The following is a 25,613-nucleotide window of genomic DNA, read 5'->3' as shown; positions in this document are numbered from 1 at the left end:
CCTAAAGCCTCCGAGGTACAAGAGAGAACGGTGGAGCAATGCGAATTAGCACGTTTCTTGTTTCGCTTTTACTTCTCTTGCCCTTGATTTCCAATGGCTCCCCCGTTCAAATTGAGGCACAAGCGGCAACCGGCTGTACGGGTGATATTCAGCCAATCGTTTGGAACGAAACGGTTGAGCGTCAAGCACTGGTTCCCTTTTCAGATTATGGGGGTTGGGGATTTGATGAAATGGATCGTGGCGACGATAAGCCTCTTGCTGCAGAGGGACCCGAATTCGCCTCAGAATTAGACCCAGCCTTACACCCTGAAGAAAGCTGGATGTTCAACCCAATGTGGCCACTACCGGTTTTGGAGCCTTTGTCAACCGACCATTATACAACGCTTCTTGTTGGAAACGACAGTGCTGGCGTGCTTCGTTTCAACCTTTCAAGTCAGCATCGAACGACCTTTTGCCTCACGCTTCAAACCGTTGTTGACAACACGTCGGCCCCTGCTGAAGCAGACGTATATCTTCTGACAACATCACAGTATGAGATGTACCGGGAATCCTACAACAGCAATCATTTCTATACGTGGATGGGTGACTTTGAACAGGTTTTGAGTGATTTATCACCTGAATGGAGAAGTTTCAACCCTGCTGGCTGGAACACCTATCGTGACGTGCACCAGTACGAAAATACGGCTGAAGTAACCTTTTCACTCTCCTTGGACGGTCCAGAGGTATACAATTCTCTTTTCGATTCCGATACCTACCAAGACTTCTATTTGGTGATTGACACGTGGGATAACTCTCACGACAGGGACGCTCAGCCACAGAATGAAGTCGTTGTGGCTGATGTAACCGTGATCACAGAAGAACGAACATTTGTCCTCCCGCCTTGGACCGTGCCTTTGGTTTTCTTCATGGTCATGGCTACGGTTTTAGTGGTCCCGTTCATCCTCAACAGCCGTTACATGAATGCAGGAAATGATGGTGCAGGCCATGATGCAACAATGGAAACCGTTCCCCTTCTTGAGCAGAAGTCAGCTGACGGCATGATGCCGCCATCAGAGTAGGACTCAGTATTCCATTAGAGTCCAAGCACTCTTGAGGTCCTTGATGTTGACAAGGCCCTTGTTCGAGAGTTTGAATTCACTACGAAGTGTGGCGTAGACCAAAGCTTGTCCGAGAACAGGGGCGTGAAGGCGAGACCAGTCTCCTCCGTTGCCAAGAGCCATCATCGAAAAATTGTGCTTTGAGCCACGAAGTTCGTGACATGCCTCGACGATCTGAAGCGCATCTTGATGGTCGTTAACGGTCCCGCAAAATTTGAAGATCTCGCCTTCGGTTGAATGCGTTTCTACCAGTTCAATGAGTTCGGATGCACTGGGGGTTGATTCAGTGTTGTGCATGGACGATACGATGCCGACTTTGGCGGAGGAGGCCATGTCCAGGATTTCTTTACGCTGTTCATCTTCTACAGACAACTCAACGTCGATGGTGGTGACGCCAGATGCAATGGCCTTCTTCATGATCTCAAGTCGTTCATCTTCGGTCCCAGGGAAATGTCCGCCTTCATTGAGGGGGCGGACGGTGAAGATCACAGGAAGCGGGATGCTTTCCTTAAGGGATGTAATTGATTCATCAGCATTTACCTCTCCAGCCTCAAGGACGTGCCATTGGTCTTCGGGTGGTAGTACGTGTCGGATTTCACCGTTCTCGTCCTCTACAGGCTCATGAGGGGGTTTCTTGAGGTAAAGGCGGTCAAAGCGCACCTCGACCATATCGGCGCCAGCAATGTTGGCTCGTGCGGCTTCATCAGCCATTTCTTTGACGGTTGTTCCTTCAAGGGACACACAGATGTTAGGGCCAGTCATGACCTGCCCACTTGTGTCCTCTTCTTAACGCTCACGCCGCTCGCATTCCCAGTGGAATCGGAATTTTCAGCGTAGATTTAAAATGCGTGCGTATCTTTTTGAAGGGTAAAATGCCTCAACAATTAGGGCCCTTCCGGCAGCGGTTTTACTGATTCAATGGCGTGTTTCGGCGGTATTGATAGGGGTATGTTTAAACACCGTGGAGGGAAGTAGAAATTGAATGGGAGGGAGTGAAAAAAATCATGTCGATATCGGGCCGCAGCCCACTTTTTTCCAATGATTATTTTACCCTTGATAACTGCACAATAACCTGCAAACTCTTTCCCAACCGGTGATGACAATGGATGACTCATATGATGCAGCAAGCATTCAGGTCCTTGAGGGCCTCGAAGCGGTAAGAAAACGACCCGGTATGTACCTTGGAGACCCTCATGACGGCTCTGCACTCCACCATTGCATCTGGGAAGTCGTGGACAACTCCGTTGACGAGCACTTGGCCGGCCACAACAATGTCGTTGAAGTCTCTCTCAATCCTGGCGGCTCCCTTTCGGTACGAGATTATGGCCGAGGCATCCCCGTTGATCTGCACGAAGAATTCGGCATTTCTGCTGCAGAAGTCATCATGACTAAACTCCACGCCGGTGGAAAATTCGACAACAGTTCGTACAAGGTCAGTGGCGGACTCCACGGCGTAGGGGTTTCTGCTGTCAATGCTGTTTCGGAATGGATGGAGGTCACCATCCACCGTGATGGAACCATCTACCGCCAACGGTTTGAGGCCGGATTACGTGTGACTGAATTGGAAACCATTGGCACCTGCGATGATACAGGAACGACCATTTCATTCAAGCCTGATACCTCGATTTTCACCAACATTACTGAATTCGACTTTGATCAAATTGATACCCGGCTTAAGGAAACATCATTCCTGAACGCAGGGCTGAAAATCATCATCTCGGACGACCGAGGCGAAGACCAACATGTCAGCGAACATCATTACGAGGGCGGCCTTGCAGAATTTGTACGGCAAATCAACAGCCGGCGTGTTCCGATGCACGAGGATGTCATCATCATCCAAGGCGAAAAGGAAATTGAAAAGGGGCCCGTGACCGTCGAACTCGCACTCCAGTGGTCGGATGCGTTCAGCGAGAGCATTCTCTGCTACACCAACATCATTCGGAACAAAGACGGGGGCACACACATGTCCGGTTTGCGAGGCGCACTCACGAGTTGCGTCAACGGCTATGCTAAGAAAAACAAGTTGCTCAAAGGCGACCCGCTCTCAGGCGATGACGTTCGGGAAGGTCTCGCAGCGGTAGTGAGCATCAAGCATCCTGATCCTTCATTCTCATCCCAGACAAAAGACAAACTCGTCAGCAGCGAAGTTATGGGTATCGTCCAAACGGTTGTCTATGAAAAACTGAATGAATTTTTCGAAGAAAACCCCTCCGTGGCTAAGATGATCGTCAACAAGGCACTTTTGGCCTCAAAGGCTCGGGAAGCCGCCCGAAAAGCGAGAGATTTGACCCGTCGAAAGGGCGTACTGGAGGGCGGTGGCCTTCCCGGAAAACTCGCAGACTGCCAATCGAAAGACCCTAAGGAGTGTGAAATTTACCTTGTAGAAGGTGACTCCGCAGGTGGTTCAGCCAAGACCGGAAGAGACCGACGCACTCAGGCGATTTTGCCTTTGCGGGGTAAAATTTTGAACGTTGAGCGGCAAATGCATAACATTGCTAAAGTATTCCAGAACAACGAAATCCAAACCATGATCCGTGCATTTGGGGCAGGGGTTGGAAACAATTCCGAAGATGAAGGCTCCTTTGACACATCGAAGCTCCGTTATCATCGCCTCATCATCATGACCGACGCAGACGTTGATGGCGCTCACATCCGGACCTTGATGCTGACCTTCCTTTGGCGCTTTATGCGCCCAGCAATCACCGAAGGGCACGTGTTCATCGCCCAACCGCCACTCTATCAGGTGTCAAAAGGCAAGATGTCTCGATACGCCTTTAGCGATGAAGAACGAGACGATTTTATTGAAGACTTGAAGGGCGATAACCCGAATGCCAAGATTGGCGTTCAACGGTACAAAGGTCTTGGTGAAATGAACCCTGAGCAGTTGTGGGAGACGACCATGGATCCCGAAACGCGTACAATGCTGCGTGTTACCGTAAAAGAAGCAGAGGAAACAGACCGTATGTTTGAAACGCTCATGGGCGAAGATGTCCCTGAGCGTAGAGCGTTCATTGAGCGCTACGCAAAGGAGGTGACCAACCTTGACATCTGAAGATGAAACCACAGAAGAACAAGACGACGAAACCATTGCACCTGGTGGCAATGTCCTCAACCATCCATTGAATACTGAGATGAAAAATTCATACATCAATTATGCCATGTCGGTCATCATTGGCCGTGCATTGCCCGATGCAAGAGACGGGTTGAAGCCCGTTCACCGCCGTGTTCTTTACGGAATGTACGAGGGTGGGCACACGTCCGATAAAAAATTCAGTAAATCTGCACGTTCAGTTGGAGAAGTCATGGGTAAATATCACCCTCACGGAGACCAATCCATCTACGATACCATGGTTCGTATGGCTCAAGAATTTTCCCTCCGCTATCCTCTTGTGGACGGACAGGGTAACTTCGGTTCGATTGACGGGGACCCGCCTGCTGCAATGCGATACACCGAAAGCCGTCTTGACCGCATCTCAAAACACATGCTCGAAGACATTAACAAGAAAACAGTAGATTTCCAACCGAACTTTGACGACTCTGAACAAGAACCAACCGTTCTGCCTTCCCGCCTCCCCAATCTTTTGCTCAATGGGAGCGACGGAATTGCAGTAGGTATGGCAACGCGCATTCCTCCGCACAACCTCACTGAAGTTGCAGGTGCCGTCAACCTTCACGTCGATCGTATCCTTGAAGAAGGCTCTGAAGGCATGCCTTCCGTCTCTATAGAAGAGTACATGAAGCATGTCAAAGGCCCGGATTTCCCAACAGGTGCAAGCATCCACGGAATCGATGGAATCATCGATATGTATACCGGCGGTAAGGGCCGATTCCACGTACGTTCAAAATGTGACGTTCATGATGACAGTGACGGAAAGCGCATTGTCATCCACGAAATTCCCTATCAGGTGAAAAAGGCAGACATGCTCATTCATATTGCTGATTTGGTCAACAAAGAAATTGTGATTGGAATACGAGACATACGGGACGAATCTTCCAAGGAAGGAATCCGTGTTGTGATCGAGGTCAAGAACAATGCTGACCCTCACGCAGTTCTCAACCAATTGTTCAAATCCAGCCGTTTGCAAGAATCCTATTCAGCTAACATGATGGGGATTTTGGACGGGCGCCCGGTATTGCTTACCCTCCCAGTCATGATTCACACCTATGTGGCTCACCGAGAAACAGTCATTGAGCGACGAGCCCAATTTGACCTCAACAAAGCCAATGCAAGGGCCCACATTCTTGAAGGCCTGGTCAAGGCGCAGGACCGTATTGACGATGTGGTTGCCGTTGGTAAGGCAAGTTCCAGCCGTGAACAATTTGAGTCTTGTCTCCGAGGAGACGAAATCATGTCGGGCATTGCGCCCTTTGATTTCTCTGAGGCACAGGCAAAAGCCATTGCAGAACGCCGGTTGTATCAGTTGAGCAGAATGGACGTTGCAAACGTACAGGCTGAGCATGAAGAACTGAAAGTCCGAATCGCAGACCTTGAGGACATCATCGGTTCACGCCCCCGTCGACTTGATATTCTCAAAACGGAACTCAATGAAGTCGTGGAACGCCACGGTGACGAACGCCGTTCTTACATTGACCCAATGCCACTTTCCATGAACCGAGAAGACCTCATTGAGGAGCGAGCCATCGTCATTACCCTCAGCACTGAGAATTACATTCGCCACACACCTGTTGAAATGTTCAGAACTCAAAACAGAGGTGGGAAAGGGCTCAAAGGCGTTACGACAAAGAACGAGGACACCCCTCAACTCATCGTGACATGCTTCAGCAAAGACCGATTGCTTATTTTTACGGATAAGGGTCGTGTTTACGGGCTCAAAGCCTGGGAAACACCTCTTGGAAGCCGGCAATCGCGTGGAAGTCATATTAGGAATCTCTTAGAAAGCATTCGCGATGATGAGAACATCGTTACCATCCTTCCGATCTCTCGTGAATTGATCGAAGAAGTCAATGAGAAATGCTTCAGTCCTCAAGAAAACTGGGAATGCATCAATCCAAAGTGTGAACAGCCTCAAAACGTAGGGCCCACAAGCAAATGTGAAAACTGCGGTAAGACGCCACCATCTGGACATTTCTTGGTCTTTGCGACAAAGGGTGGCCTCATCAAAAAGACCGATCTGAACGAGTACGTTCGTATCAACAAGAACGGAAAGTATGCACTGCGATTCAAGCACGAAGGTGACGCTCTTGTCAATGTCCGTTCCGCAACGAACGAGCATGACATCGTGATGATCTCCACAACAGGTTATGCATCGCGTTTCAAGTGTTTAGCAATCCGAGCATCCGGCCGTGTTTCTGGCGGAGTTTACGGAATTAGGGTCGGCGACAGAAAAGGCTCAGGAGGCGGTTCTGTCGCAGGAATGGTCGCCATGCTTGACGCTGAGGAACAGATCCTCACCATTTCGAAGTATGGAATGGCGAAGCGAAGTCGCTTAGGCACTGCAGACCGTATTCCCGATACGGACGCTGCTGGTAACATCAAAGTTGACGAAAACGGAGATGAGAAGATGACCACCGATGGTTACCGTTCGACGAAACCAGGTGCTAAGGGTGTTCGAACCATGAAACTTGACGATGAAAACGATGACCAAATCATCAGTGTTCGTACCGTTCCTGATTTGGAGGACCACCTGTTTTTGCTCACGATGAAAGGAATGATGATCCGGATTCTCGTTAACCAAACGAAAGAAACCAAGGGCAAGGCGAGCCGAGGTACACGGGTTATGGAGTTCAGAAACAAGTCCAAGGGCGGATTCACCGATGAGTTGATTTTCTCATCAAGAATCCCTGCTTCTTTGCTTGACATGAGTTCAGAAGAGTCCGATGAAGAATCCGAAAGCAGCGAAGAAGAGTGAGCCTAAGCTTCATCTTAGCGAAGCGACGCATTCAAACATGAAGGCGACCCGTAGGGGATTGCGGGGCCAACTCGGCTCATGCAAAGGTGATAGCTATGAAAGAGAGTTCACTCATTTACGACTGGAATACTGTAGAATATGAATTCAGCAGAAACCCTTCAAATCACCCACATGGTGTTTGGTTTGATGATGAAACCCTTCGAGACGGTTTGCAAAGTCCAAGTGCACGTAACCCTACCATTGAGCAAAAAATTGAATTGCTCAGTTTCATGGAACAACTTGGCTTGCAAAAAGTAGACCTCGGGCTCCCGGGGGCAGGTCCGTTTCACCGCAACCACATCGATGCCATGCTCAGCCATATCAAGGAAAACGATTACTCAATCCGACCCGGAGCTGCCGTTCGTACCCTCATGGGCGACATTGAACCTCTTGTGGAGATGCAAGCAAAGCATGAAATGGAAATTCAGGCATCTGCTTTCCTTGGGACCAGTCCCATTCGACAATTTACGGAAGGGTGGACCATGGAGAAACTCGTCACAACGATGGAAGGTGCGGTGTCTTATGCAGTTGAAAACGACGTACAGGTCATGTTCGTCACCGAAGATACGACACGCTCCAACCCTGAAGATGTGAAAATGATCTATCAGCGTGCGATGGAACTCGGCGTTCGCCGCCTCTGCGTTTGTGATACCTGCGGGCACGTCACCCCAAATGGCGTTAGGAAACTCCTTTCATTCATTGACGAAGAAGTGATCAAGGATGCCGGCTATCAGCGCCGAGACATCGAAGTCAACTGGCATGGCCACCAAGACCGTGGCCTTGGGGTAGCGAACAACATTGCAGCGGTTGAGGCTGGAGCAGACGTGATTCATGGAACCGCCCTAGGTGTTGGTGAGCGGGCAGGGAATGCGCCGCTTGACCAAACCCTCGTGAATCTGAAACTCATGGGTGTTATTGAGAACGATTTGACACTCTTGGATGCTTACATGCAAAAGGCGAACGAATACATTGAAGTTCCTTTGCCCCGAAACTATCCAGTCTTCGGCGAAGATGCCTTTGAAACAGGTACTGGTGTTCATGCATCCGCTGTCATTAAGGCCATGAAGAAGGGCGATCACTGGCTTGCTGACCGAGTCTACTCCGGAGTTCCTGCTGGTGATTTTGGCTTGAAGCAAGTCATACGAATTGGCCACATGTCGGGCCGGTCAAACATTGTCTGGTGGCTTGAACAAAATGAAATCGAAGTTTCAGACGACTTGGTTGCTTACCTCTTTGAGATTGCTAAGAGTCAAAAGCGAAACATGCTGGATGAAGAAATTCATGCCGCAGTCACTGCTTTTTCAAGTCAGTAAGGTTCTTTCCATCACCAAAAGTAGTACACTGCTATTGCTGAAAAAAGGCCAATCACAGTCATCCAATAGAGTGGTTTAACCCAGGACTTTTTACCAAATTTCTCATCAAGTTTGTCTCCTACGGCAACGAAGGTATTTTCTGCTAATTCTGCTGAAATCAAATCGATTGGCATTTTAAAATCCTTTGTTGGTTCAATCACTCCCAAATGAATATTTTCCCTGTGACGGAGAGAAATGTTCACGATTCTTCTTCAAACTCTTTTGACTCGTTGGTGATTTTTGAGCCGATCCATTCGGAGTCTACGCTTCCGCCGCTCCATTCACCGTCCAACGAAATCTCGCTAATTTCATGTTCTTCACGCCACACTGGGTCTTCTTGACTTCCATTAATGATGAATTTCCCATCATCATCAATCTGTTCCTCGAGAAGTGAGAAATGCTTTGAAATGGGCAAAAAGTGCCCCACAGGCATTCCCGCTGCAGTGAACGGGTTTGTCGCTGCTCCGATGATGAGCCCGTCTTCAGGAGCGACAATATCTACGGTCATTCCTGGTGTTCCTGGGTCTGAAATAGTCGCTAGAACCTCACCTTCTCGCATGACACTTCCAGCACTAACGAACATGTCCAGGAGGCCTCCCTCTCCAGCACGAAGCCAGCGTGAGCCACTCGCCATGATGCGGAAACGAGGACGATGTGGGTTTCCGGGGATCATTCGCAGAGAACGCAAGATGTTCATGACGCCATGGACTGCAACCTTGACCGATTCATGCCCAAGATAGTCTGCCCCACCACCTTCGTAGGTGATGACCGGAATCTCAGCAGCGTTAGCTGTACGTCGAAGGGAACCTTTTGGCGGTGTTGAGTCGAGGATGAGTTCAATTCCAAACGCCTTGGCGAGTAAGTAAGAACTTGAATGCGTGAGGTCAACACGAATTTGAGGCATATTGTCGCGTCCTTTGGCTGCGCTATGGAGGTCGATAATTCCATCCGAATCCTCGATGAGGTGCTTCCAAATCTGGTGAGCCACGCGTTTGGTCGTAGAACTTCCTGGGTCACCGGGGAATTGTCGATTGAGGTCACGACCGTCAGGGAAATATCTTGATTTTGCTCTGTAACCGGGAAGGTTGAGAACGGGGACAATACGTAACGTCCCAGCCATGGATTTTGGGTCAAGGGGGCGCCCTTCGTCAGTAAACGGGTTGCTCAACAAGTGTGTGCAAGCAGATGGGCCTGTCAATTCATCCCCATGAATGCCCCCCAATACCGTGATGCAGGGGCCTGGCCGAGATCCATGAATCACCGTTACAGGAACTGGCCACGGATCGCCTAAGCTGACATCGAGAAGAGGGAGGGGTACGGTTCTCAAGGTTCCTGGCTTGATGCGCTTTCTGAAGAAGCGAATATCCCCCCATTCCGAACTTCGGTCCCAATCGGGGCGGTCTTCGGTTTGATGGGCCTTCATGGCTTCTTCAATTGCGATTTTACGGCGTTTTGGTAGTTCATGGGCGACTCGAACTTTCCGGACCTTGGTTTTCTTACGCCCCGCCATGCATTGGCCACAGCCCCCCCCATCATGAACCATACGCTATTTTCTCAGCCAAAGCCAACAACCAAAAAGTGTCACGCCTGACACGTGGGTATGACTCCAGGGGTACAGCGAGAGTATGCACCGAGTTCAATTTGTTTTGGTTGCGGGCCAGCAAATGAACAGGGCCTGCAAATTGATTCCCACCGGATTGAAAACGGTCTTATTCTTCGGTTCACCCCCGAAGAACATCACCAAGCCTTTCCTGGAATGATCAACGGAGGAATCATTGGAACCTTATTGGATTGCCATGGGAACTGGACCGCAGCAGTTGCTCTTATGGACGCTCAAGAAGTTGACGAGCCACCATGCACCGTCACGGCATCCTACAGCGTCCAATTGCGACGCCCCACTCCATTGAACACTGAATTGGTAGTGACAAGCCAAGTTGAGACTTTACTGCAAGACCGTGCTGAAATCACTCTAAAACTTGAAGCCAATGGTAAGGTTTGTGCAACGGGAAAAGGCCTCTTTGTGGCTGTAAAAGAGGGTCATCCTGCTTATCATCGCTGGTCTTGAGGTTTGTATCATGGTGCGCCCCGACCCCTCCCAATCCGTACGCCTTGAGTTGCTTAGGGACGACGTGGTTGCAGAGATGAAAGGGCTCAAAGTTTTTTCACTTGAGAGCCTCAACACTGCCTCAACCGTCAAATTGGGTCTGCTACGTAAAAGTTCTACACAACGTCATGGAGTCACTCGTTGGACACGAAAACAGGGCGGCCTCGTATTAGAAACAGTTGACTTGCATCCGGTTTTACTTGAGCAACATTGGTCGAGATATGCTGCATTTGTAATGTATCACGAACTCCTTCACGCTATTGGGAACAGGTCACACGACCGGGACTTTCGTGCAATAGAATCGCTATGGCCGGACGTAGACGCGTCAAAACAGGGTCTTGACTTCACCCATAAGATGCGGCTTGAGCGTGCATCATGGCTCTGGGTCTGTGTTCAATGTGAAATGGAATATCCTCGTCAGCGTCCAAGTGGTGGTAAGTATCAATGCCGAACATGCCGAAGTCGCCTCATTGACCGCCCCATAAAGGACATCAAATGATAAACAATGGCAAATCTGGAAGTTATGGGATGGTTATGGTGACTCGCAAGGCTTTCCTCCTTTCGAGCTTGTTCTTTCTTTCGCTCATGATCCCAATATTTACTGCTCCGGCCCAGGCTGGAATTACCTCTCTCGAGGGTGGCGGGACAATGTTTCTCTCATGTCAATCAGAAAATGACTGCTCCCTCACACCTGTTTCAATGGGGGAAGGGAAGTTCTCCGGGCAAAGTTTTGGCTCAACCCTTCAACCTGAAACGCTCTCCTTTGAGTTTGATGCCGCCCCAGTCCAGCAACACCTCGCCATCCTCCCGGAACAAATAGAATCGCTGATCGTTGATTTTAGGCATCAAACGGAAACTGGTGGACTTCTTCGTCCAGCCGTTGACTTTCGCCTCATTCTCGGACAGAGCGTGACAGAATGGTCTTTTGAAAGCGAATTTGTACCGACCTCATCCGAATACGAGCCCTACACGCTTGAAGATGAATTGCTGGACCTGGGGGCGACAAGAGTTCTCTGGAAAGATGCTCAAATCCGTTTGATCATGGTCGTTACCCTTGACCGCCCTGGCACTTGGGAATTGAATTTACGAGGCCCTTCTAAAATTGAAATGGAACTTCCTTGGTCCATTGACGCAGAAGCAGCAGATGTCGATGAACCTTCGTCCACCACTCAACCCATCGCTTCAAGTTTTGACACCGGCCACCAAGGGGCTTTGGTTAGTGATGACTGGGATTGCTGGTCATTCCCCGTCGAAGAACATGAAGTGATGACCCTCATTGTGGATTGGGTGGCGGTCCCCATAGAACTTGAACAACCTCATGAAGTTCCAAACTTAGTGACCGATTCGGGCCGTTTATCGCCTCAGCCCGAAGTTGTAACTGAACTTGTTGATGATGACTTGAGAATCATCTATCGTTGGCGAAATCTACCTGTCAATGATTACAATTTGTGCTTCAGGGGCGCCCCTGATCGGTTCCAATCCTATTCTTGGGCAGGATTATTTGGATACGAAAGTTCTGGCCCTGTCGTATCAGATGATTTTTCTTCTGAATCATTTTATCCATCGGGGACGGTCCTCCTTGGTGATGAATCGGATTCCTATGCTTTGAACGAACAGGGTGTGTCCGTATTGCTTCTTTCAATCGTTATGTTTGGAGTGTTCCTCCTCGTTGCTTTCAGGCCGACAACGTCGTATCCGTTGAGGTTTGGAGTGTTCCTGCCTGGCGTAATTTGTCTCTTTATAGGAGGCATCATCCATCCCTTATGGTCCATCGCTGACGAAGTGCAATACGAAGATGAAATCACCATCGATGACCTCATAGACATGCGCCTCCAACAACTTTGGGATGTTTCTGCAGATGGGGTTCCAGACCAAACTCTCGTTGAACACACCGGAGCAACGTGGGGCATGTTGGCTGGAGAGCGTCTTCAACTTCGCCTTTCGATAGAACGTGCTGTCCCACTTCAGGATAACCGATGGCAGTTGATTGTCCCTGAATTTGAGGAATTACGACTCGATGAACTGATCTTTTCACAAGTGGCTGAAGGAAGCCAGCAATTGGGAATTCAAGGGGTGCAAGATGACCATTCGGTACGTTTTGTTCTGCTTGCAGGTCGTTCCCTCGTTCTTGACTTCCTAATGCTCGAAGCTTTGTTGGTGGTCGATGAACTCCCTTCGTCTTCGGTGTTTCATATCGATACGGTAATGGTGGAAACCAGATCTGCGGGTTCGTTTAACACGCCAGTTTGGTCCACCCGTCCAGTAGGCATTTCTGAAAAGTCTTGGATTGGAATCCAAGGGAACTTGTTTCCACAACAAATCACCATCAGTCTTTGTGATTGTGACTTGGACCTCCTTGATGTGAGTTTCCAACCATCGCGAGGATTTGATTTGAATGACATCCCTCAAGAGAATTGGGGTTTGCAAAACGCTGATGGGATTTTACCGTACGGTTCAGCCTTGATGTGGCTCGGAATGTTGCTCGGTATTGTGGCGTCTACGGCTGAATTAAGACGTTATCAAAAAGCCCAAAGGATGGCGCAGTCGTTCCATCCAGTCAGAGAAAACCAGTGGACTTGAATCACTTCTTATCTGCCTTTTTCAGTTCTTTTGAAACGGCCTCTGTCACTTCATCAGGATTCATTTTTGCGGCTTGGGCAGCCTTGTCAATCGACTTTGCTTCCTTATCGGTGATTTCACCGTCGGAAGCCGCAGATTTAATCGCAGCCTTGACGCTCATCTCTGCTGCTTCTTCATCAGTGATACCCAATGCTTCTTGGAACGATTTCAATTCCTTCATTTCAGCCTCTGAGATCACACCGTCTTCCCATGCAGAATCGTAGGCGTGAACCAAGAATTCTCGGTACGCTTCTTGATTGAGAAGTACATCTCGAATAAGTCCGGTATCGACACCAGTGTCTGAATTTGCCATTTCGAGCAAAGCGATGGAACGACGGACTTCCTTTACAGCCATATCTTTGAGGCCGTGTCCTGCCCAAACTGCACCTGCTGCTGTAACTGCTGCGGCGAACCATCGCATCACGTCAGCATTGACCAAATCACCGGGTTGAACCAAATGGAAAATTCCGAGCACTGCCATTGCAGCACCGCACATCACTTCCACCCAATCGTTGAGGTCCGGTTCATCATCAAAGATGGACAATCGCTCTTCTACCATGGTCTCCATGTCGTCGCTCATGTGGGGGGACACCCACAGGTGGGACTTAGGCATGTCGGAAGTTCTCCGAAGCCGTTGTCCTTTTGGACTGTTGGCGTTGGTAGGGTAGTATGGAGGGCCCGATTACCGATGTAAACGCCCTTGGAATGCCGCAAGATTTCTCTGATTTTCTAAAAAAGGAATGGGGAATTACCAATCTCCACCCCCCTCAAGCGGAAGCAGCCTCCAGCATCTTGTCCGGTAGAAATACCCTTGTGGCGATTCCAACTGCATCGGGGAAGTCGTTACTTGCTTACATGGCCATGATTCAGCGTTTAACTGAAGGGCACAAACAATCTAAAGCGATTTATATTGTCCCGTTGAAGGCGTTGGCGATGGAAAAATACGAGGACCTTTCACAAATTGCAAAGGCGATGGATTTGAAGATTGGACTCGGTATTGGAGATGCTACGGCTGAAGCCAAAAACATTGATGATTGCAACATTCTCGTTTGTACTTCTGAAAAATTGGATTCACTCTTGAGACATAAAGCCGAACTGGTCACCAACCTCACATGCGTCGTCGCCGACGAATTTCATCTGATGAACGATTCGACTCGCGGACCTACGTTGGAAATCAATTTAACGCGCCTCCGCCACATACGCCCAGATGCCCAACTCATCGCATTATCCGCCACTGTTGGAAACTGCCAGGCCCTTGCTGATTGGCTGGATGCAGATTTGGTCCAATCAGACTGGCGACCTGTTGCCCTTGAATATGCTACGTTCCATGATTTTCATGTGGAGCCAAGAAAGATTCAATCTTCAAACACCAACCACGATCCGTCTGCGTTAAGCCCTCCACGAACGCTTGAGGGGCTGAAAAGTCACCCCGTATGGAGTGTTGTCAGTGATGGTTTGGATACGAAAAGTCAGGTTCTTATGTTCGTTGGGACCCGAAGAAGCGCCCAATCCGAAGCCAAGAACCTCGCTAAAAGAGTCCGGAAACGATTGCTGAAGGAGGACCCTGAGCGGCTTGAACGACTCCAAGAGGTGGCCGAACGTTTGGAAGGTAGAAGCCAATCCAGCCTTGCTGAACAATTGGTCCATTCAATGTCTGGTGGGGTTGGTTTTCATCATGCAGGATTGACATCTGGTCAGCGTAAGGAGGTTGAAAAAGCCTTCAAATCAGGACTTCTTGTTGCCTTGACAGCAACCCCCACGCTTGCAGCTGGAGTTAACCTACCCGCTCGGCGCGTGCTCGTTCGTGACCTCAAAAGGTGGGATGACGGCATGAGTCGCCCGCTTCCGGTCATGGAAGTTCGCCAGATGCTCGGAAGAGCAGGGCGCCCAAAATACGACACTCGGGGTGAGGCTTGGGTGTATTGCAAAGGCACCGATGGTTGGGAAGTGGCGGATTCGGTTTCAGACCGCTATTTCTTCGGGCCAATAGAAGACATCACCTCAAAACTTGCAAATGAGCCTGCGATGCGGATGCATTTGCTTGCTAGCATCGCAACCGGTGGCCTCCTCCACAAAGGTTCGATTGAGCATTTCTTTTCCTCGACATTTTTGGGTTCAACCATGGCACCTTCTCAACTCCGAGAACGACTCAATACCATGCTGGACTGGCTGGTTGAGGAACGCTTCGTTAGAAAAGTTGGAGTCGACGAGCATTTCACTGCTCACTGGTTGAACAAGGACCTTAACTCACAGGGAGATGAGGCTTGGGATGACTCACTTCCGGCATGGGCTACTCCCGCTCAGGAAACTGTCGGGGTGCAGTGGAGCGCAAACCCAATTGCTGCCCCCAAATCCACTTCACATCGGTCTGCTCACATTAGCCCCTCTCTTGGCTTCACTCCTGCAACCTCTTTGGGCAATACCGGCGGATGGGTCCAACCTTCAGCTGAAGAACCTCACAATATGAAGTATCAAGCAACACAAATGGGCGAAAGGGTGACTCAACTGTACCTTGACCCTCTTTCGGCCTCTATTTTGAGGACAGGACTGCGTCGGGCCGTTCGACGTTCGGTTCGGGCCGACCGACCGGTTACGGATTTTGGATTGCTCCACCTGGCAGTAGCAACTCCCGACTTCAATTCACTTTGGGCAAAGACAGCCGACATGGAGGCCAACTCGCCGGTATGGTTGAAGGCCAACTCCACGGAAGATGAATTGTTGGTTGACCCGGGTTATGCTGAGGCTATGTTGAGCAATGTCAAGAGTGCATGGATGGTTGAAGAATGGACCGAGGAAGCGACAATTCGGGATCTTGAAAGCCGCCTTGATGTCTCGCCAGGGGACGTCCATCACCGCGTTGACCTCATGGGGTGGTTGCTTGCTGGTGCTCAGCATGTTTTGATGGCAGATGATGTCTTTTCGGAGGAGCACATGCATATTATCTCAGAATTAGTTCAGCAGATCAGTGTTCTCCAACAACGGGTTCGCCACGGTTGCAAAACCGACCTGTTGCAACTTGTCAACATTCGGCATGTGGGCCGTCAGCGGGCACGTGAGATGGCCTCTTTGGGATTGAGGCAACCCAATGATGTTGCAACGATGTCGTTGAAAACCAAAAATGCTCTTCTCAGTTTGAGAGGTTGGGGTCCGATGTTGCTCGAAAAAATAGTTCTTGAGGTTGAACGCGTTTTACGAAAGTCATCCACTGAATCCGTAGAGCAGCATCCCATGGCCAGGGATGATGATGTGCCCCTTGAAGGCGAGCGCTCTGAGGATGGTTGAAATCCAAGAAGCCTCTGCGCTGTAGCATGGAACTCCCTCCGTTCCCTTGCGTGCCCGTCCATCTCGATGAGACGGAACATCCTGGTGGCGTTATCGCTGCATTCCTCAAAGAGCGACCTTCTTCCCGTTGGGTATTGCTGGGGACTCATGCGGTTCAAACACATATGCAATTGTGGACTGCTTGGGTGAAAACCACTCGAAATGAATTGAGAGGCAGTTGCGTGGCTCGTAGTATTGATGCTGAATTTATGCGCTATCTCGCGGGTACGCATCATGTATCCGAAGCTTTTGCCCGTGCCGGCTATCAAGAGGGGTCCGGGGATGCGTGGATTCTCCATCTTCCGCAGGCTGAATCATCCCGGAATTCATTGGGGCATATTCATCCCTTTATCCCGGAAGTTGTAACGGTTCCTGAAGAAATTAGCACCCTGCTCCATCTCTTGGGTGCGGAGACTAAAGATTCCCCAATGAGTCTTTCTATAGAGGGGGCTGAACTGTTGGGGGCGGATGCGCACTCAGTGGAATTTGATAACCTCGAAGAGCGACTTATCGCACATATTTCCATGGCCGATGACCAAAGTGCTTCTCACCGATAAGGGGAGGGTTCAAAGGCTACTTGTTTTCATGGGGATTCATGGTAATGGCTGCAAACCAAGGCGAACCCCACGTCCCTACTACAGGACGCTATCTTGACCAAGAAAAAGTACGTAATGCCCTTGATTTAGCCACAACATACGGTGCTTCATACGCTGAGGTGCGCTTGGTATCCTTCACCCAATCATCTGTAGCGATGCGGGATGGCATACTCGAGCGTGCGATCCCCGGTCAAGAATTGGGTCTTACGCTTCGAATTCTAGCGGACGGAGCGTGGGGCGTACATTCGACCACCGACATTGCCTCCCTTCCAGAACAAATTGAATCTACAACTCGCTTAGCGAAGGCTGTTGCATCTCGCAGAGCCGATGGTGAAAAGCAGATTGGTCTTGCAGACATACCTGTATTCGAGGATGAACAGCATTGGAAATCAAAACTTGACGTACGTCACACTGAGTTGGATACAAAGATGGATTTAATGAATGATTTTTACAAGGGTGCGAGCCAACACAAGCACGTTGTTTCGGTCACCACTGGTTGGAGCGACGAGCACATACACACCGAACTCATGACCTCTGAAGGCATGGATAGGGCTTGGTCTTTTCAACGCTCATTGGTCCACGGTATGGTCACTGCCCGAGATGACGCAGAAGTGGTCTCGTATCGAACAAGAACTGGAGGTCAAGGCGGCCTGGAACTCATTCAGGGCGTTGATTTGACGGCATTGGGCGAGCAAGCTCAAACCGCAGCACTTCGTCTCCTTAAAGCCGAGCGAGCGCCCTCGGGAAAGATGCCGCTCATCGCAGACAATGACCTGACAGGTGTTTACATCCATGAAGCCCTTGGCCATCCTTGTGAAGCGGATTTAGTCGCTGCTGGTGATTCATGCCTCGCAGGAAAACTTGGGGAGAAAATCGGAAACGACATCGTCACCGTGGTTGATGACCCAACGCTCATGGGTGGATACGGGGCATACCCTATCGATGACGAAGGAGTGAACACACGAGAGAAAGTCCTCATCAAGAACGGCGTACTTACAGAATACCTGAATCACCGTGAAACTGCACATCATTTCGGCGTGGAACCCAACGGCGGAGCAAGAGCTCAAGACGGCCTCCATCACCCGCTTGTTCGCATGTCAAACACGATGATTCAGGGTGGCTCTCATGCAGATTTGGACGAATTGATGGAGGATGTTGAGTACGGCATCTATGCCTGCGGCACCCGTGGCGGTCAAGTTGACACCGGTCGAGGTTCGTTCCAATTTGCAGCCCAAGAGGCTTGGCTTATCGAAAACGGCGAACTAACTCGTCCACTCAAGGACGTCAGCGTCAGTGGAATGACCCTTGAAATCCTCAAGAACGTGGATGGGCTTACTCGTGATGCCTCGCTAGCGACTCCCGGATTCTGCGGGAAAGGTCAGACCGTACCTGTTGGGGATGGCGGCCCAGTGATGCGAATACGTGAGGCTTTGGTGGGATGATTATGCTGCCGGATGGTGCACAAGACAGATTGCTCGCCAACGCTCAACGCATCGTTGACGCTTGTTCTTCAATCGGGGTTCAACAATGGGACCTCGTAGGATTCCAGTCCTATGGTCATGAACTGGACATTGAGGCTGGGAAAATCACCATGGCTGGCGGTGGTGGTGAAGGTGGATTCGGAATCCGAGTGGTCGAAGACGGTCGGTTTGGTTTCGCTCACTTGGTCGATGTATCGGGTGCGGAGCGTGCGGTCCAGCAAGCACTGAGTATCGCTCGTAAATCTCCCTCTATTGCAAATTTTGTTCTCCCCAGTGAGCAGGCAGCCACAAACGTTGGAGGGATGTGTGATGCAAACATCCTCAATCTTGGCCCTGAGGACTTGCTGGAGCAAGCTGACGCATTGCTAAGTGCGGTGAAAAGTGCTGATGAGCGTGCGATTGTGACGGGTGGAGGGGTAGGGGTTTCTGCGACTGCTTCCTGTCTCTTGAACAGTGAGGGGATTCTAGAAAGCGGATTGACAACATCTCATGGCCTCGGCGTCCAAGTCACCATTGACAACGATGGAAAGATGACCAGCTCTTATCAAGGGGATTCATCAAGAACAAAGATGGTTGATGTCCCTGAATGCGTTGAACTCGCAGTCGAGTGGGCTGTCCGCACTCAAAATCCAATCGAAGTTGAACAAGGGGCATCAGATGCTCCGGTTTTGATGACGAGTGAAGGGTTCTCTCCTTTGTTTTCGATGGTAGTCCCTCCCGCTATGATGGGTGAAAAGTTGGTTCGAAAAGAATCCTTTTGGACCGGGAAGATGGATCAAAAGGTCATGTCCAAAGACCTCTCAATCGTTGATAATGGCCTCCTTGAGGGTGGGTTTTCCTCGGGTTCGCGAGACGGCGAAGGCGTCCCAAAGCGAAAGCAAAGTTTGGTTGAATCCGGTCGCTTGGTGAACATGCTTTGGTCAACACGAGATGCTGCTCAGCAAGTTGCAGAGGGGCGTATTGATGTTGCGCAATCAACCGGTTCAGCCGTAAGCAGAGGGCATCAATCTCCACCATCTACCGGTGCTTCTGAACTCATGATGACTTCCGCCAAAGGAAGCCAAACCTTTGACCAAATGCTTGAACGGATGGGTGACGGGTACGTTGTAAACGGTGTCATGGGCGCCCATACCGCTAATCCCACAAGCGGCGATTTTTCGGTGACCACGAGCAGTATTCTTCGTGTTGTTGACGGAGAAATCATCGGCCCGCTCAAACAAGCAGGTCTCTCTGGAAATCTTGCGAAGGCCTTGGCGGGCAATGTTGTCCTTGGAGATGATGTCCGCAGGCAGGGTTCTTACTCCTCTGGGAGCATGCATCTGCCCGATGTTTTGTTGATGGAAGGGCTACGTGTTAACCCTGCATAAGGCAATATCGGACAAAATCAAAAGCCATTCTTTATGGCCTGTCGTCGTCCGTGTACGGCACCATGGAGGTAAAGGGAGTGTTATATCTGAACCAAACCGCACGAAAGCCCGCAGCCTGTTCTCCGTACAGGTGTCGAACAACAATGTCTTACGGAGGGTCGCTTGATGTCTGAAGAAAAGTATGCAGACTATGTCCAAGCGGTCATCAAAGAATGTCCTGAAGCCGACCCAACGGAAGTTGCTACAGCATTCGCCAAATACGAAGATGAATTTTACATTCCTCCTCAAGATGCTATGCGTTCAGTACTTCGTCGCTTCAAGAGTGGTACAGGTCCAGCAACAACCAGCACGGCAACCCGTCAAGAACGGGAAACAAAAAAGGTCGCTACCCTCGCTGAATTGAGCGGCGATGACCGAGACATTGAGATTGAAGTTGCCATTGTGACTCATAACATCCGTGATCAACTTATTCGCGGAGAGGAGAAGCAAATCGCTTTTGGATTCCTTGAAGACAATCCTTGGGAAGAAGGTGGCACAAAAACTCGCTGGGATTACAAAGATTGGGGGCCTCACGCCAACCTCGCAGCAGGTAGTATCGTTCGGATTGAAGGTGCGAGTGTCAACGAGTATAACGGTAAAATGTCCCTCAACATCAATCAGTCCACCGGCATTGTTGTTCTCAAAGAAGGAGTTGCAACCACGGTTTCAACCAACGACCCCGTTGAAATCAGCAGTGTCCCCTCAGACGGGTACATCTGCGTTGTTGGAAGAGTACTAACCTCCCGTCCTGACCAGATTCATCGAAAGGATGGCTCAGGTTCGATTGAAGTCGTCCGGGGACGAATTGCCGACGAAACCGGAACGATTGGTTTTCTTTCATGGGAACCCTTTGACCACGAAGTTGGTTCATTGCTCAAGATTGATGGAGCACAAGTGCGAAGCTTCCGAGATACTCCTGAATTGAACTTTGGACGAACGACCCGTATCGAAGTCTTTCACGATGCTAACTTCTCCGATTTGGAAACGCTATCAAGCAGCACTTCTCTTACCATCTCACAGTTCCGGGATGGGTCAAGAGATGTAGATGCAATCGTCCAAATCACCGAATGGAACAAGCGAAGTTTCACTCGTGATGGTGAAGAGAAATTCCTTTGGTCGGGGCAAATTGCAGACCCGTCGGGGCGTTGCAGAATGAGCGCATGGCAGGAACTGCCTATTGCTGAAGGGGATTTGCCGGTAACGGTTCGCCTCAAAGGCGTGAGAATAAGGGCATGGCAGGGAATTCCTGATGTGACAGTGGATAACGCTGACCAAGTGGAATTCTTGGAACGTCCTCCATGGGATGAAAGCATTGACCTCAGCAATCATTCGGTCGAAATATCTCTCACCGAGATGGTCAATGGCCCAAGCCGAGTTGGCATTGAGACCCATGGTCTTGTCGTCAGCGTTCGAGATGACTCCGGATTGATTCGTCGCTGTACGGAATGTCGCCGTGTCCTCAGGGACGGTGCCTGTGCAGACCACGGCCCTAACGAAGGAAACGAAGATGTCCGTCTGCGCCTCGTCGTCGATCACGATGGTTCAACGGCAGCGGTTTTGGTTAACAAAGAAGCCACTCTTGCTTCTTTAGGAATGACTTACGAGGCGCTTCAAGGGTCGGTCAAAGACCACGGTGAGGCTGGATTTGTTCAATCAGTAAGGGAACTTCTCCTCGGGAAAACCGTGGTAGTTGCAGGGCGTAGTATCGTCGATGAACAGGGCGCAATGTTGCTTGCTGACCGCTTGGAAGCTCCTGCCTCTGATTCTCAACTCAGAGCAACTGAGTTGCGTGCTTTGTGGGGGTGGTCCTGATGCAGCGACAACGAATCGTACGTCAGCCGGCATTCCTCATGCTCGCTTCGGAATTTGGCACAGCAACGCTGAATGAAAAAGGGTCTGGAGAATTTGACCCATCTTTTGTGATTACGAAATTGGGTTCGAAAGCAAACCGGGTTGTGGTTTGTGGCCTCCTGGAACGACTTGAGATCAGAGAAACAAGCAATGGCGCAACGCTCTATCAAGGGCAATTGAGAGATCCAACCGGCTTGCATTATTTCTCAGTAGGAGATTATAATTCTGAAACAATGCGAGAAATGTCCAGCCAGTGGGCTGGACGTACAGAAGAAGGGGAACCTATCCTTCTTATGATGACTGCAAAAACGCGATGGTACCAGACCGATGAAGGTGCAGTCTATACTTCACTACGGCCTGAAGAGGCGTGTGAAGTGACTCGAGATGTTTATGCAAACTGGCTGTTGGATGCCTGCGAGAGCACAATGGCTCGCATGAAGGCTTACACCGCCTCTTTAGAACTTGAGGCCACCCTGGAGGCCTACGAACGAAGTGACCTCCCAAGTGGAATGAAGCAGGGACTTTTAGCTGCCAGAAACCATTACGATGAAGTTGATCTTGAACCGTTTAATCTCAACCTTATGCAAGCCTTGGACATTGCCGAAGGGAAAATGGCTGCGGCAACCACACCCCCGCCGATGGTTCGCCTTCCTGACGGAGACGAACCGGATGCAGAAACTGGCGACGGTGAACTCCGTAGTTTCATTCTTCATGTAGTTCAACACTTTGACCAAGGTGATGGAGTAGATTTCAACACGATTCTCAAGAATGCGGCAGCACGAGGGTATGTCCGTGAGCAAGCCGAGGCTATGCTGGACGAGTTGGCGGACACTGGAGATGTTGACGAACCTCGTTTTGGTTGGTTCAGGGCTCTTGGCGTCAAAGAAGAATAATCCAACACATTCAAGTCCTTCTTGTGATGTGGTAAGTTTAGGGGTCACCGCATGCCAGGAATTGATTTCTTTATTCGTCCCGCAACAGGTACATCAAGTTCGGATTGGTTGCGGATACCAAACGCTGACATCAAAGTCCGTATGACACGTCGGTTGACTCGAACGGTCATTCGTGGCCAAGAGGGCGATGATCTTCATGACGAAGGTTCTGAATCTACAGTTTACACTGTTCGTGGCGAACTGTCTCTTGATGAATACAAATCAGTGATCAGCATGTTCCGGACCGGACAACCCTACATTCACGACCCTTTCGAAGAGCGTGATGTCAAGGTCATTTTTGCAGCAATGGAATACGACAGTTCGAATGAACATTTTATGTTTGAATTGTTGGAAGATGTCATCTGAGGGATTTCAAATGAGGAAGCTAGAGGAGAAACGTGAACTTCTCTATGTCATTCGTACTCTTGACGTGTTGATGTCTTCAGGTGTTGGTCTTGAGGCCGCACTCCACACGATTGGAAAAGGCGGATACGGCATCATCTCCGAGGATTTTTCGGCGATGATGAAGCGATTGCAAAAGGGAACCGGTGGCGGTATCGATAAGGAACTCAAATCCTTGATGAAAAAGGCAGAATCCAAAGGATACAAGCGACTTTTAAACACGCTTTACACCAACGTTACTCAAAATACTGACTTGGTTGAAACCCTGAAAAAGCAGGGTGCTCGGATGGAAGAGGAGCGCACTGAAGAGGTTGAGAAATACATCGAAGAACTCGGGGGCGTTCCTGAAACGCTCCTGTCCATCGGGATGATTGGACCAATTATCCTTGCTATCGTGGGGCTCGTCCCTCAATTGATGTCCGGCGATTTAGGTGCGTTCATGTCACTGCCTCCGGCGTCTACAATCAATGTCGTTGTCAACATCGGGTTGATTATGACGCTTGTGGGGATGTCTCTCATTGGACTAAAAGCCCATACTAAGGACCCAGGATTGTGAGGTGAATCGGATGTTGTTTGGATTTCTAGAATCGTTTAACGATGCCCCCCTTCTCTTGTACCTCGGTGTGTTTTCCATTGCCTGTATCGGTGGAGGTGTTCCACCCATGCTCGAACGCCGTAGGCGCAGAGCGATCGAAAATGAATTACCTGGCTTCCTTGAAGCCCTTTCTGATTCAGTGGGTGCTGGTCGTGGCCTCCAAGAAGCAATGATGGAGCAATCAAACAGCAATGAAGGCCCTCTGGCTGGTTTGCTTTCGGAGACGCTGAAAGAAAGCCATGCATCCTCTTTTGAAGCAAGTCTTTCCTCCTTTGCGGCAAAAACGAGGTCCAGCCAAGTCCAACGGGTCATGGTTTTGATCGAAACTGCAATTCAACAGGACTCTTCTTTGCGTGATATTCTCACGGACTTGAGCCGTGATTATGAACGCTTGAACGATTTGATGAACAACAGAGAAAATGAACTTCAGGGAAGAGGAATCCTCATCATTCTGTTTGTAAGCGTTGGCTTACCTGTGCTCATCGCCTTCATCGTGGGATTGTTTGCTCCGGCAAGTAAGGGATTCCAAATCTCTGGTTTCAACCAGACTTTCAGCTACTTTTTCGCTGCAGCATCGGCGATTGGCGTAGGTGTTTCGGGACGTATGATGGGTCGCCTCAAAGATACACTTTGGTGGCTTCCTCTTTGGATGACCATTTCCATGGGCCTCTACTTAGGGGCAGTAAAAGCAGTCGGAGGTTGAAGCATGTCAGAACAAATTTTGGAACAATACGGACGAGTCACCATTTACACTGAACCCAATCACCCTTCTCCGATTTACCATGTTGATGGAGACATTCAGGCCAATCCCTATGGTGACCTAGCAGCCTTGTTTGAAGACGATTCGCTTGAAGAAGTAATGTACAACGGTGGGACACAATGCGTCAAAGTTGCACACCGTGAACATGGAATGTGTCGGACAAACATTTGGATCGACGATGATTCGGGAATTCAAATTTCAAAGAACATCGCATCTTACACGAACGTCCCACTTGGTGACGGCCCTGGCCTCGTCCCTATCTTTGATGGTCGCCTACCCGATGGGTCCCGTGTCAACGGTACCATCCCTCCAGTCTCACCCGACGGTCCGACATTGACCATTCGTAAATTCAAAGAAGACCCGTTGACGATGATTGATTTAGTCAACTTTGGAACGGTTAATTCACGCCTAGCTGCAATGATGTGGGTTTGGATCGAAGGATTGGACAGCCGACCAGCGAACTTCGTTATCGCAGGCGGTACTGGCTCAGGTAAGACCACGACGCTCAACTGCCTTGGAATGTACATTCCTTGGTCACGCCGCCTTTTGACGGTTGAAGATACGGCTGAATTGCAAGTGTACCACGACCACTGGTTGCGCATGGAGACTCGAAGGGAGCGCCCTGACGGTACCCAAGAAGTGGATATGAACGACTGCCTCAAATCCAGTCTTCGTATGCGCCCTGACCGGATTATCGTTGGAGAAGTACGTGGGCCCGAATGTGCAACCTTGCTGACGGCAATGAATACAGGTCACGACGGTTCCTTCGGTTCTCTGCACGCCAACACAGCTCAAGAAACGGTGACTCGTATGATCAACCCGCCGATGAATGTTCCACCGATCATGCTCAGCGGTCTTGACCTCATCATCATCCAAGCACGTCTGCACGTCAATGGACGAACGGCGAGAAAAATCACTGAAGTAGCAGAAGTAGCCGGTATGGAAGGAGACAAACCCCGCTTGAACGCTATCTGGAAGTACAATGCAGCAACGGACCAAATTGAAGAAACAGGAATCCCTTCGAAATTAAGGGAGACCATTTGTAACGCAGCAGGTGTGACGCCTGATGTCTTTGAAAGGCACGTTAGTCAACGTCAAGCCATTATTGAAGACCTCGTCGAGCGCGGTATTTCAGATATTCAAACCGTGACGTCCGTGGTTCAGAACTTCTATGCTTCGCAGCACTGA

General features: G+C 49.9%; 21 protein-coding genes. 17 read left to right on the top strand and 4 right to left on the bottom strand.

Going from position 1 to position 25,613, the window contains the following annotated elements:
* Window positions 1–38 precede the first annotated feature (38 nt).
* A complete protein-coding gene (locus AAA857_RS01375) occupies window positions 39–1,058 on the top strand; it encodes a hypothetical protein (RefSeq protein WP_338172307.1) in 1,020 nt (339 codons plus the stop codon).
* Window positions 1,059–1,061: 3 nt separating this feature from the next.
* On the opposite strand, the gene AAA857_RS01370 is transcribed toward AAA857_RS01375, so the two are convergent.
* Window positions 1,062–1,859 (bottom strand): type I 3-dehydroquinate dehydratase, encoded by a 798-nt coding sequence (locus tag AAA857_RS01370; RefSeq protein ID WP_338172305.1) that lies wholly within the window; start codon window positions 1,857–1,859, stop codon window positions 1,062–1,064.
* Between the two features lie 340 nt (window positions 1,860–2,199).
* On the opposite strand from AAA857_RS01370, the gene gyrB reads away from it, so the two are divergent.
* The 3 genes from gyrB (at window position 2,200) to AAA857_RS01355 (ending at window position 8,319) form a co-directional block, all read left to right on the top strand.
* Window positions 2,200–4,149 carry a DNA topoisomerase (ATP-hydrolyzing) subunit B gene (gene gyrB / locus AAA857_RS01365; protein ID WP_338172303.1) on the top strand — a complete coding sequence of 650 codons (1,950 nt, stop codon included), beginning with the start codon at window positions 2,200–2,202 and terminating at the stop codon, window positions 4,147–4,149.
* Complete coding sequence (locus AAA857_RS01360; protein WP_338172301.1) at window positions 4,139–6,967, top strand: DNA topoisomerase (ATP-hydrolyzing); 2,829 nt, start codon at window positions 4,139–4,141, stop codon at window positions 6,965–6,967. Before gyrB ends, AAA857_RS01360 begins: the two co-directional genes overlap by 11 nt.
* 95 nt (window positions 6,968–7,062) lie before the next feature.
* Window positions 7,063–8,319: a LeuA family protein gene (locus tag AAA857_RS01355; RefSeq protein WP_338172299.1), complete on the top strand. Its 1,257-nt coding sequence runs from the start codon at window positions 7,063–7,065 to the stop codon at window positions 8,317–8,319.
* An 11-nt stretch (window positions 8,320–8,330) separates the two neighbouring features.
* Here the strand turns inward: AAA857_RS01355 and AAA857_RS01350 are convergent, their stop codons facing one another.
* On the bottom strand, window positions 8,331–8,561 hold the full coding sequence (locus AAA857_RS01350) for a hypothetical protein (protein WP_338172297.1): 231 nt from the start codon (window positions 8,559–8,561) through the stop codon (window positions 8,331–8,333).
* Window positions 8,558–9,868 carry a succinylglutamate desuccinylase/aspartoacylase family protein gene (locus AAA857_RS01345; protein WP_338172295.1) on the bottom strand — a complete coding sequence of 437 codons (1,311 nt, stop codon included), beginning with the start codon at window positions 9,866–9,868 and terminating at the stop codon, window positions 8,558–8,560. The genes AAA857_RS01350 and AAA857_RS01345 overlap by 4 nt, the downstream gene beginning before the upstream one ends.
* Before the next feature lie 90 nt (window positions 9,869–9,958).
* Here AAA857_RS01345 and AAA857_RS01340 point away from each other — a divergent pair, with 90 nt between their 5' ends.
* Genes AAA857_RS01340 through AAA857_RS01330 form a run of 3 tightly spaced genes read left to right on the top strand, consistent with a single transcriptional unit; the run spans window position 9,959 to window position 13,042 of the window.
* Entirely contained in the window at window positions 9,959–10,423 is a 465-nt protein-coding gene (locus AAA857_RS01340) for a PaaI family thioesterase (RefSeq protein WP_338172293.1), read from the top strand.
* Window positions 10,424–10,433: 10 nt separating this feature from the next.
* Window positions 10,434–10,961: a hypothetical protein gene (locus AAA857_RS01335; protein ID WP_338172291.1), complete on the top strand. Its 528-nt coding sequence runs from the start codon at window positions 10,434–10,436 to the stop codon at window positions 10,959–10,961.
* Entirely contained in the window at window positions 10,958–13,042 is a 2,085-nt protein-coding gene (locus tag AAA857_RS01330) for a hypothetical protein (protein ID WP_338172289.1), read from the top strand. The genes AAA857_RS01335 and AAA857_RS01330 overlap by 4 nt, the downstream gene beginning before the upstream one ends.
* Window position 13,043: 1 nt before the next feature.
* Here AAA857_RS01330 and AAA857_RS01325 read toward each other — a convergent pair whose 3' ends face one another.
* The gene (locus AAA857_RS01325; protein WP_338172287.1) at window positions 13,044–13,661 is read right to left on the bottom strand and encodes a hypothetical protein; all 618 of its coding nucleotides are present in this window, start codon (window positions 13,659–13,661) and stop codon (window positions 13,044–13,046) included.
* Between the two features lie 89 nt (window positions 13,662–13,750).
* Here AAA857_RS01325 and AAA857_RS01320 point away from each other — a divergent pair, with 89 nt between their 5' ends.
* From AAA857_RS01320 to AAA857_RS01275, 10 genes are all read left to right on the top strand, one after another.
* Window positions 13,751–16,363, top strand: coding sequence for a DEAD/DEAH box helicase (locus AAA857_RS01320; protein WP_338172285.1), 2,613 nt, complete (start codon window positions 13,751–13,753; stop codon window positions 16,361–16,363).
* A 26-nt stretch (window positions 16,364–16,389) separates the two neighbouring features.
* The gene (locus tag AAA857_RS01315) at window positions 16,390–16,959 is read left to right on the top strand and encodes a hypothetical protein (protein ID WP_338172283.1); all 570 of its coding nucleotides are present in this window, start codon (window positions 16,390–16,392) and stop codon (window positions 16,957–16,959) included.
* A gap of 38 nt (window positions 16,960–16,997) precedes the next feature.
* Window positions 16,998–18,440 (top strand): TldD/PmbA family protein, encoded by a 1,443-nt coding sequence (locus AAA857_RS01310; protein WP_338172281.1) that lies wholly within the window; start codon window positions 16,998–17,000, stop codon window positions 18,438–18,440.
* Entirely contained in the window at window positions 18,437–19,846 is a 1,410-nt protein-coding gene (locus AAA857_RS01305) for a TldD/PmbA family protein (RefSeq protein ID WP_338172279.1), read from the top strand. Before AAA857_RS01310 ends, AAA857_RS01305 begins: the two co-directional genes overlap by 4 nt.
* A 165-nt stretch (window positions 19,847–20,011) precedes the next feature.
* The gene (locus AAA857_RS01300) at window positions 20,012–21,697 is read left to right on the top strand and encodes a hypothetical protein (protein WP_338172277.1); all 1,686 of its coding nucleotides are present in this window, start codon (window positions 20,012–20,014) and stop codon (window positions 21,695–21,697) included.
* Window positions 21,697–22,629 carry a hypothetical protein gene (locus AAA857_RS01295; protein WP_338172275.1) on the top strand — a complete coding sequence of 311 codons (933 nt, stop codon included), beginning with the start codon at window positions 21,697–21,699 and terminating at the stop codon, window positions 22,627–22,629. Before AAA857_RS01300 ends, AAA857_RS01295 begins: the two co-directional genes overlap by 1 nt.
* Window positions 22,630–22,680: 51 nt before the next feature.
* A complete protein-coding gene (locus tag AAA857_RS01290) occupies window positions 22,681–23,034 on the top strand; it encodes a hypothetical protein (RefSeq protein ID WP_338171813.1) in 354 nt (117 codons plus the stop codon).
* Between the two features lie 10 nt (window positions 23,035–23,044).
* Window positions 23,045–23,626 carry a type II secretion system F family protein gene (locus AAA857_RS01285; RefSeq protein WP_338172273.1) on the top strand — a complete coding sequence of 194 codons (582 nt, stop codon included), beginning with the start codon at window positions 23,045–23,047 and terminating at the stop codon, window positions 23,624–23,626.
* A 10-nt stretch (window positions 23,627–23,636) separates the two neighbouring features.
* Entirely contained in the window at window positions 23,637–24,368 is a 732-nt protein-coding gene (locus tag AAA857_RS01280) for a type II secretion system F family protein (RefSeq protein WP_338172271.1), read from the top strand.
* Window positions 24,369–24,371: 3 nt separating this feature from the next.
* Window positions 24,372–25,613 carry an ATPase, T2SS/T4P/T4SS family gene (locus AAA857_RS01275; protein ID WP_338172269.1) on the top strand — a complete coding sequence of 414 codons (1,242 nt, stop codon included), beginning with the start codon at window positions 24,372–24,374 and terminating at the stop codon, window positions 25,611–25,613.

The sequence above is a fragment of the Candidatus Poseidonia alphae genome (assembly GCF_943787815.1).
Classification (GTDB): Archaea; Thermoplasmatota; Poseidoniia; order Poseidoniales; family Poseidoniaceae; genus Poseidonia; species Poseidonia alphae.
The sequence above is the reverse complement of the archived record's forward strand: the minus strand, read 5'-3'. Positions and strand labels throughout refer to the sequence as shown.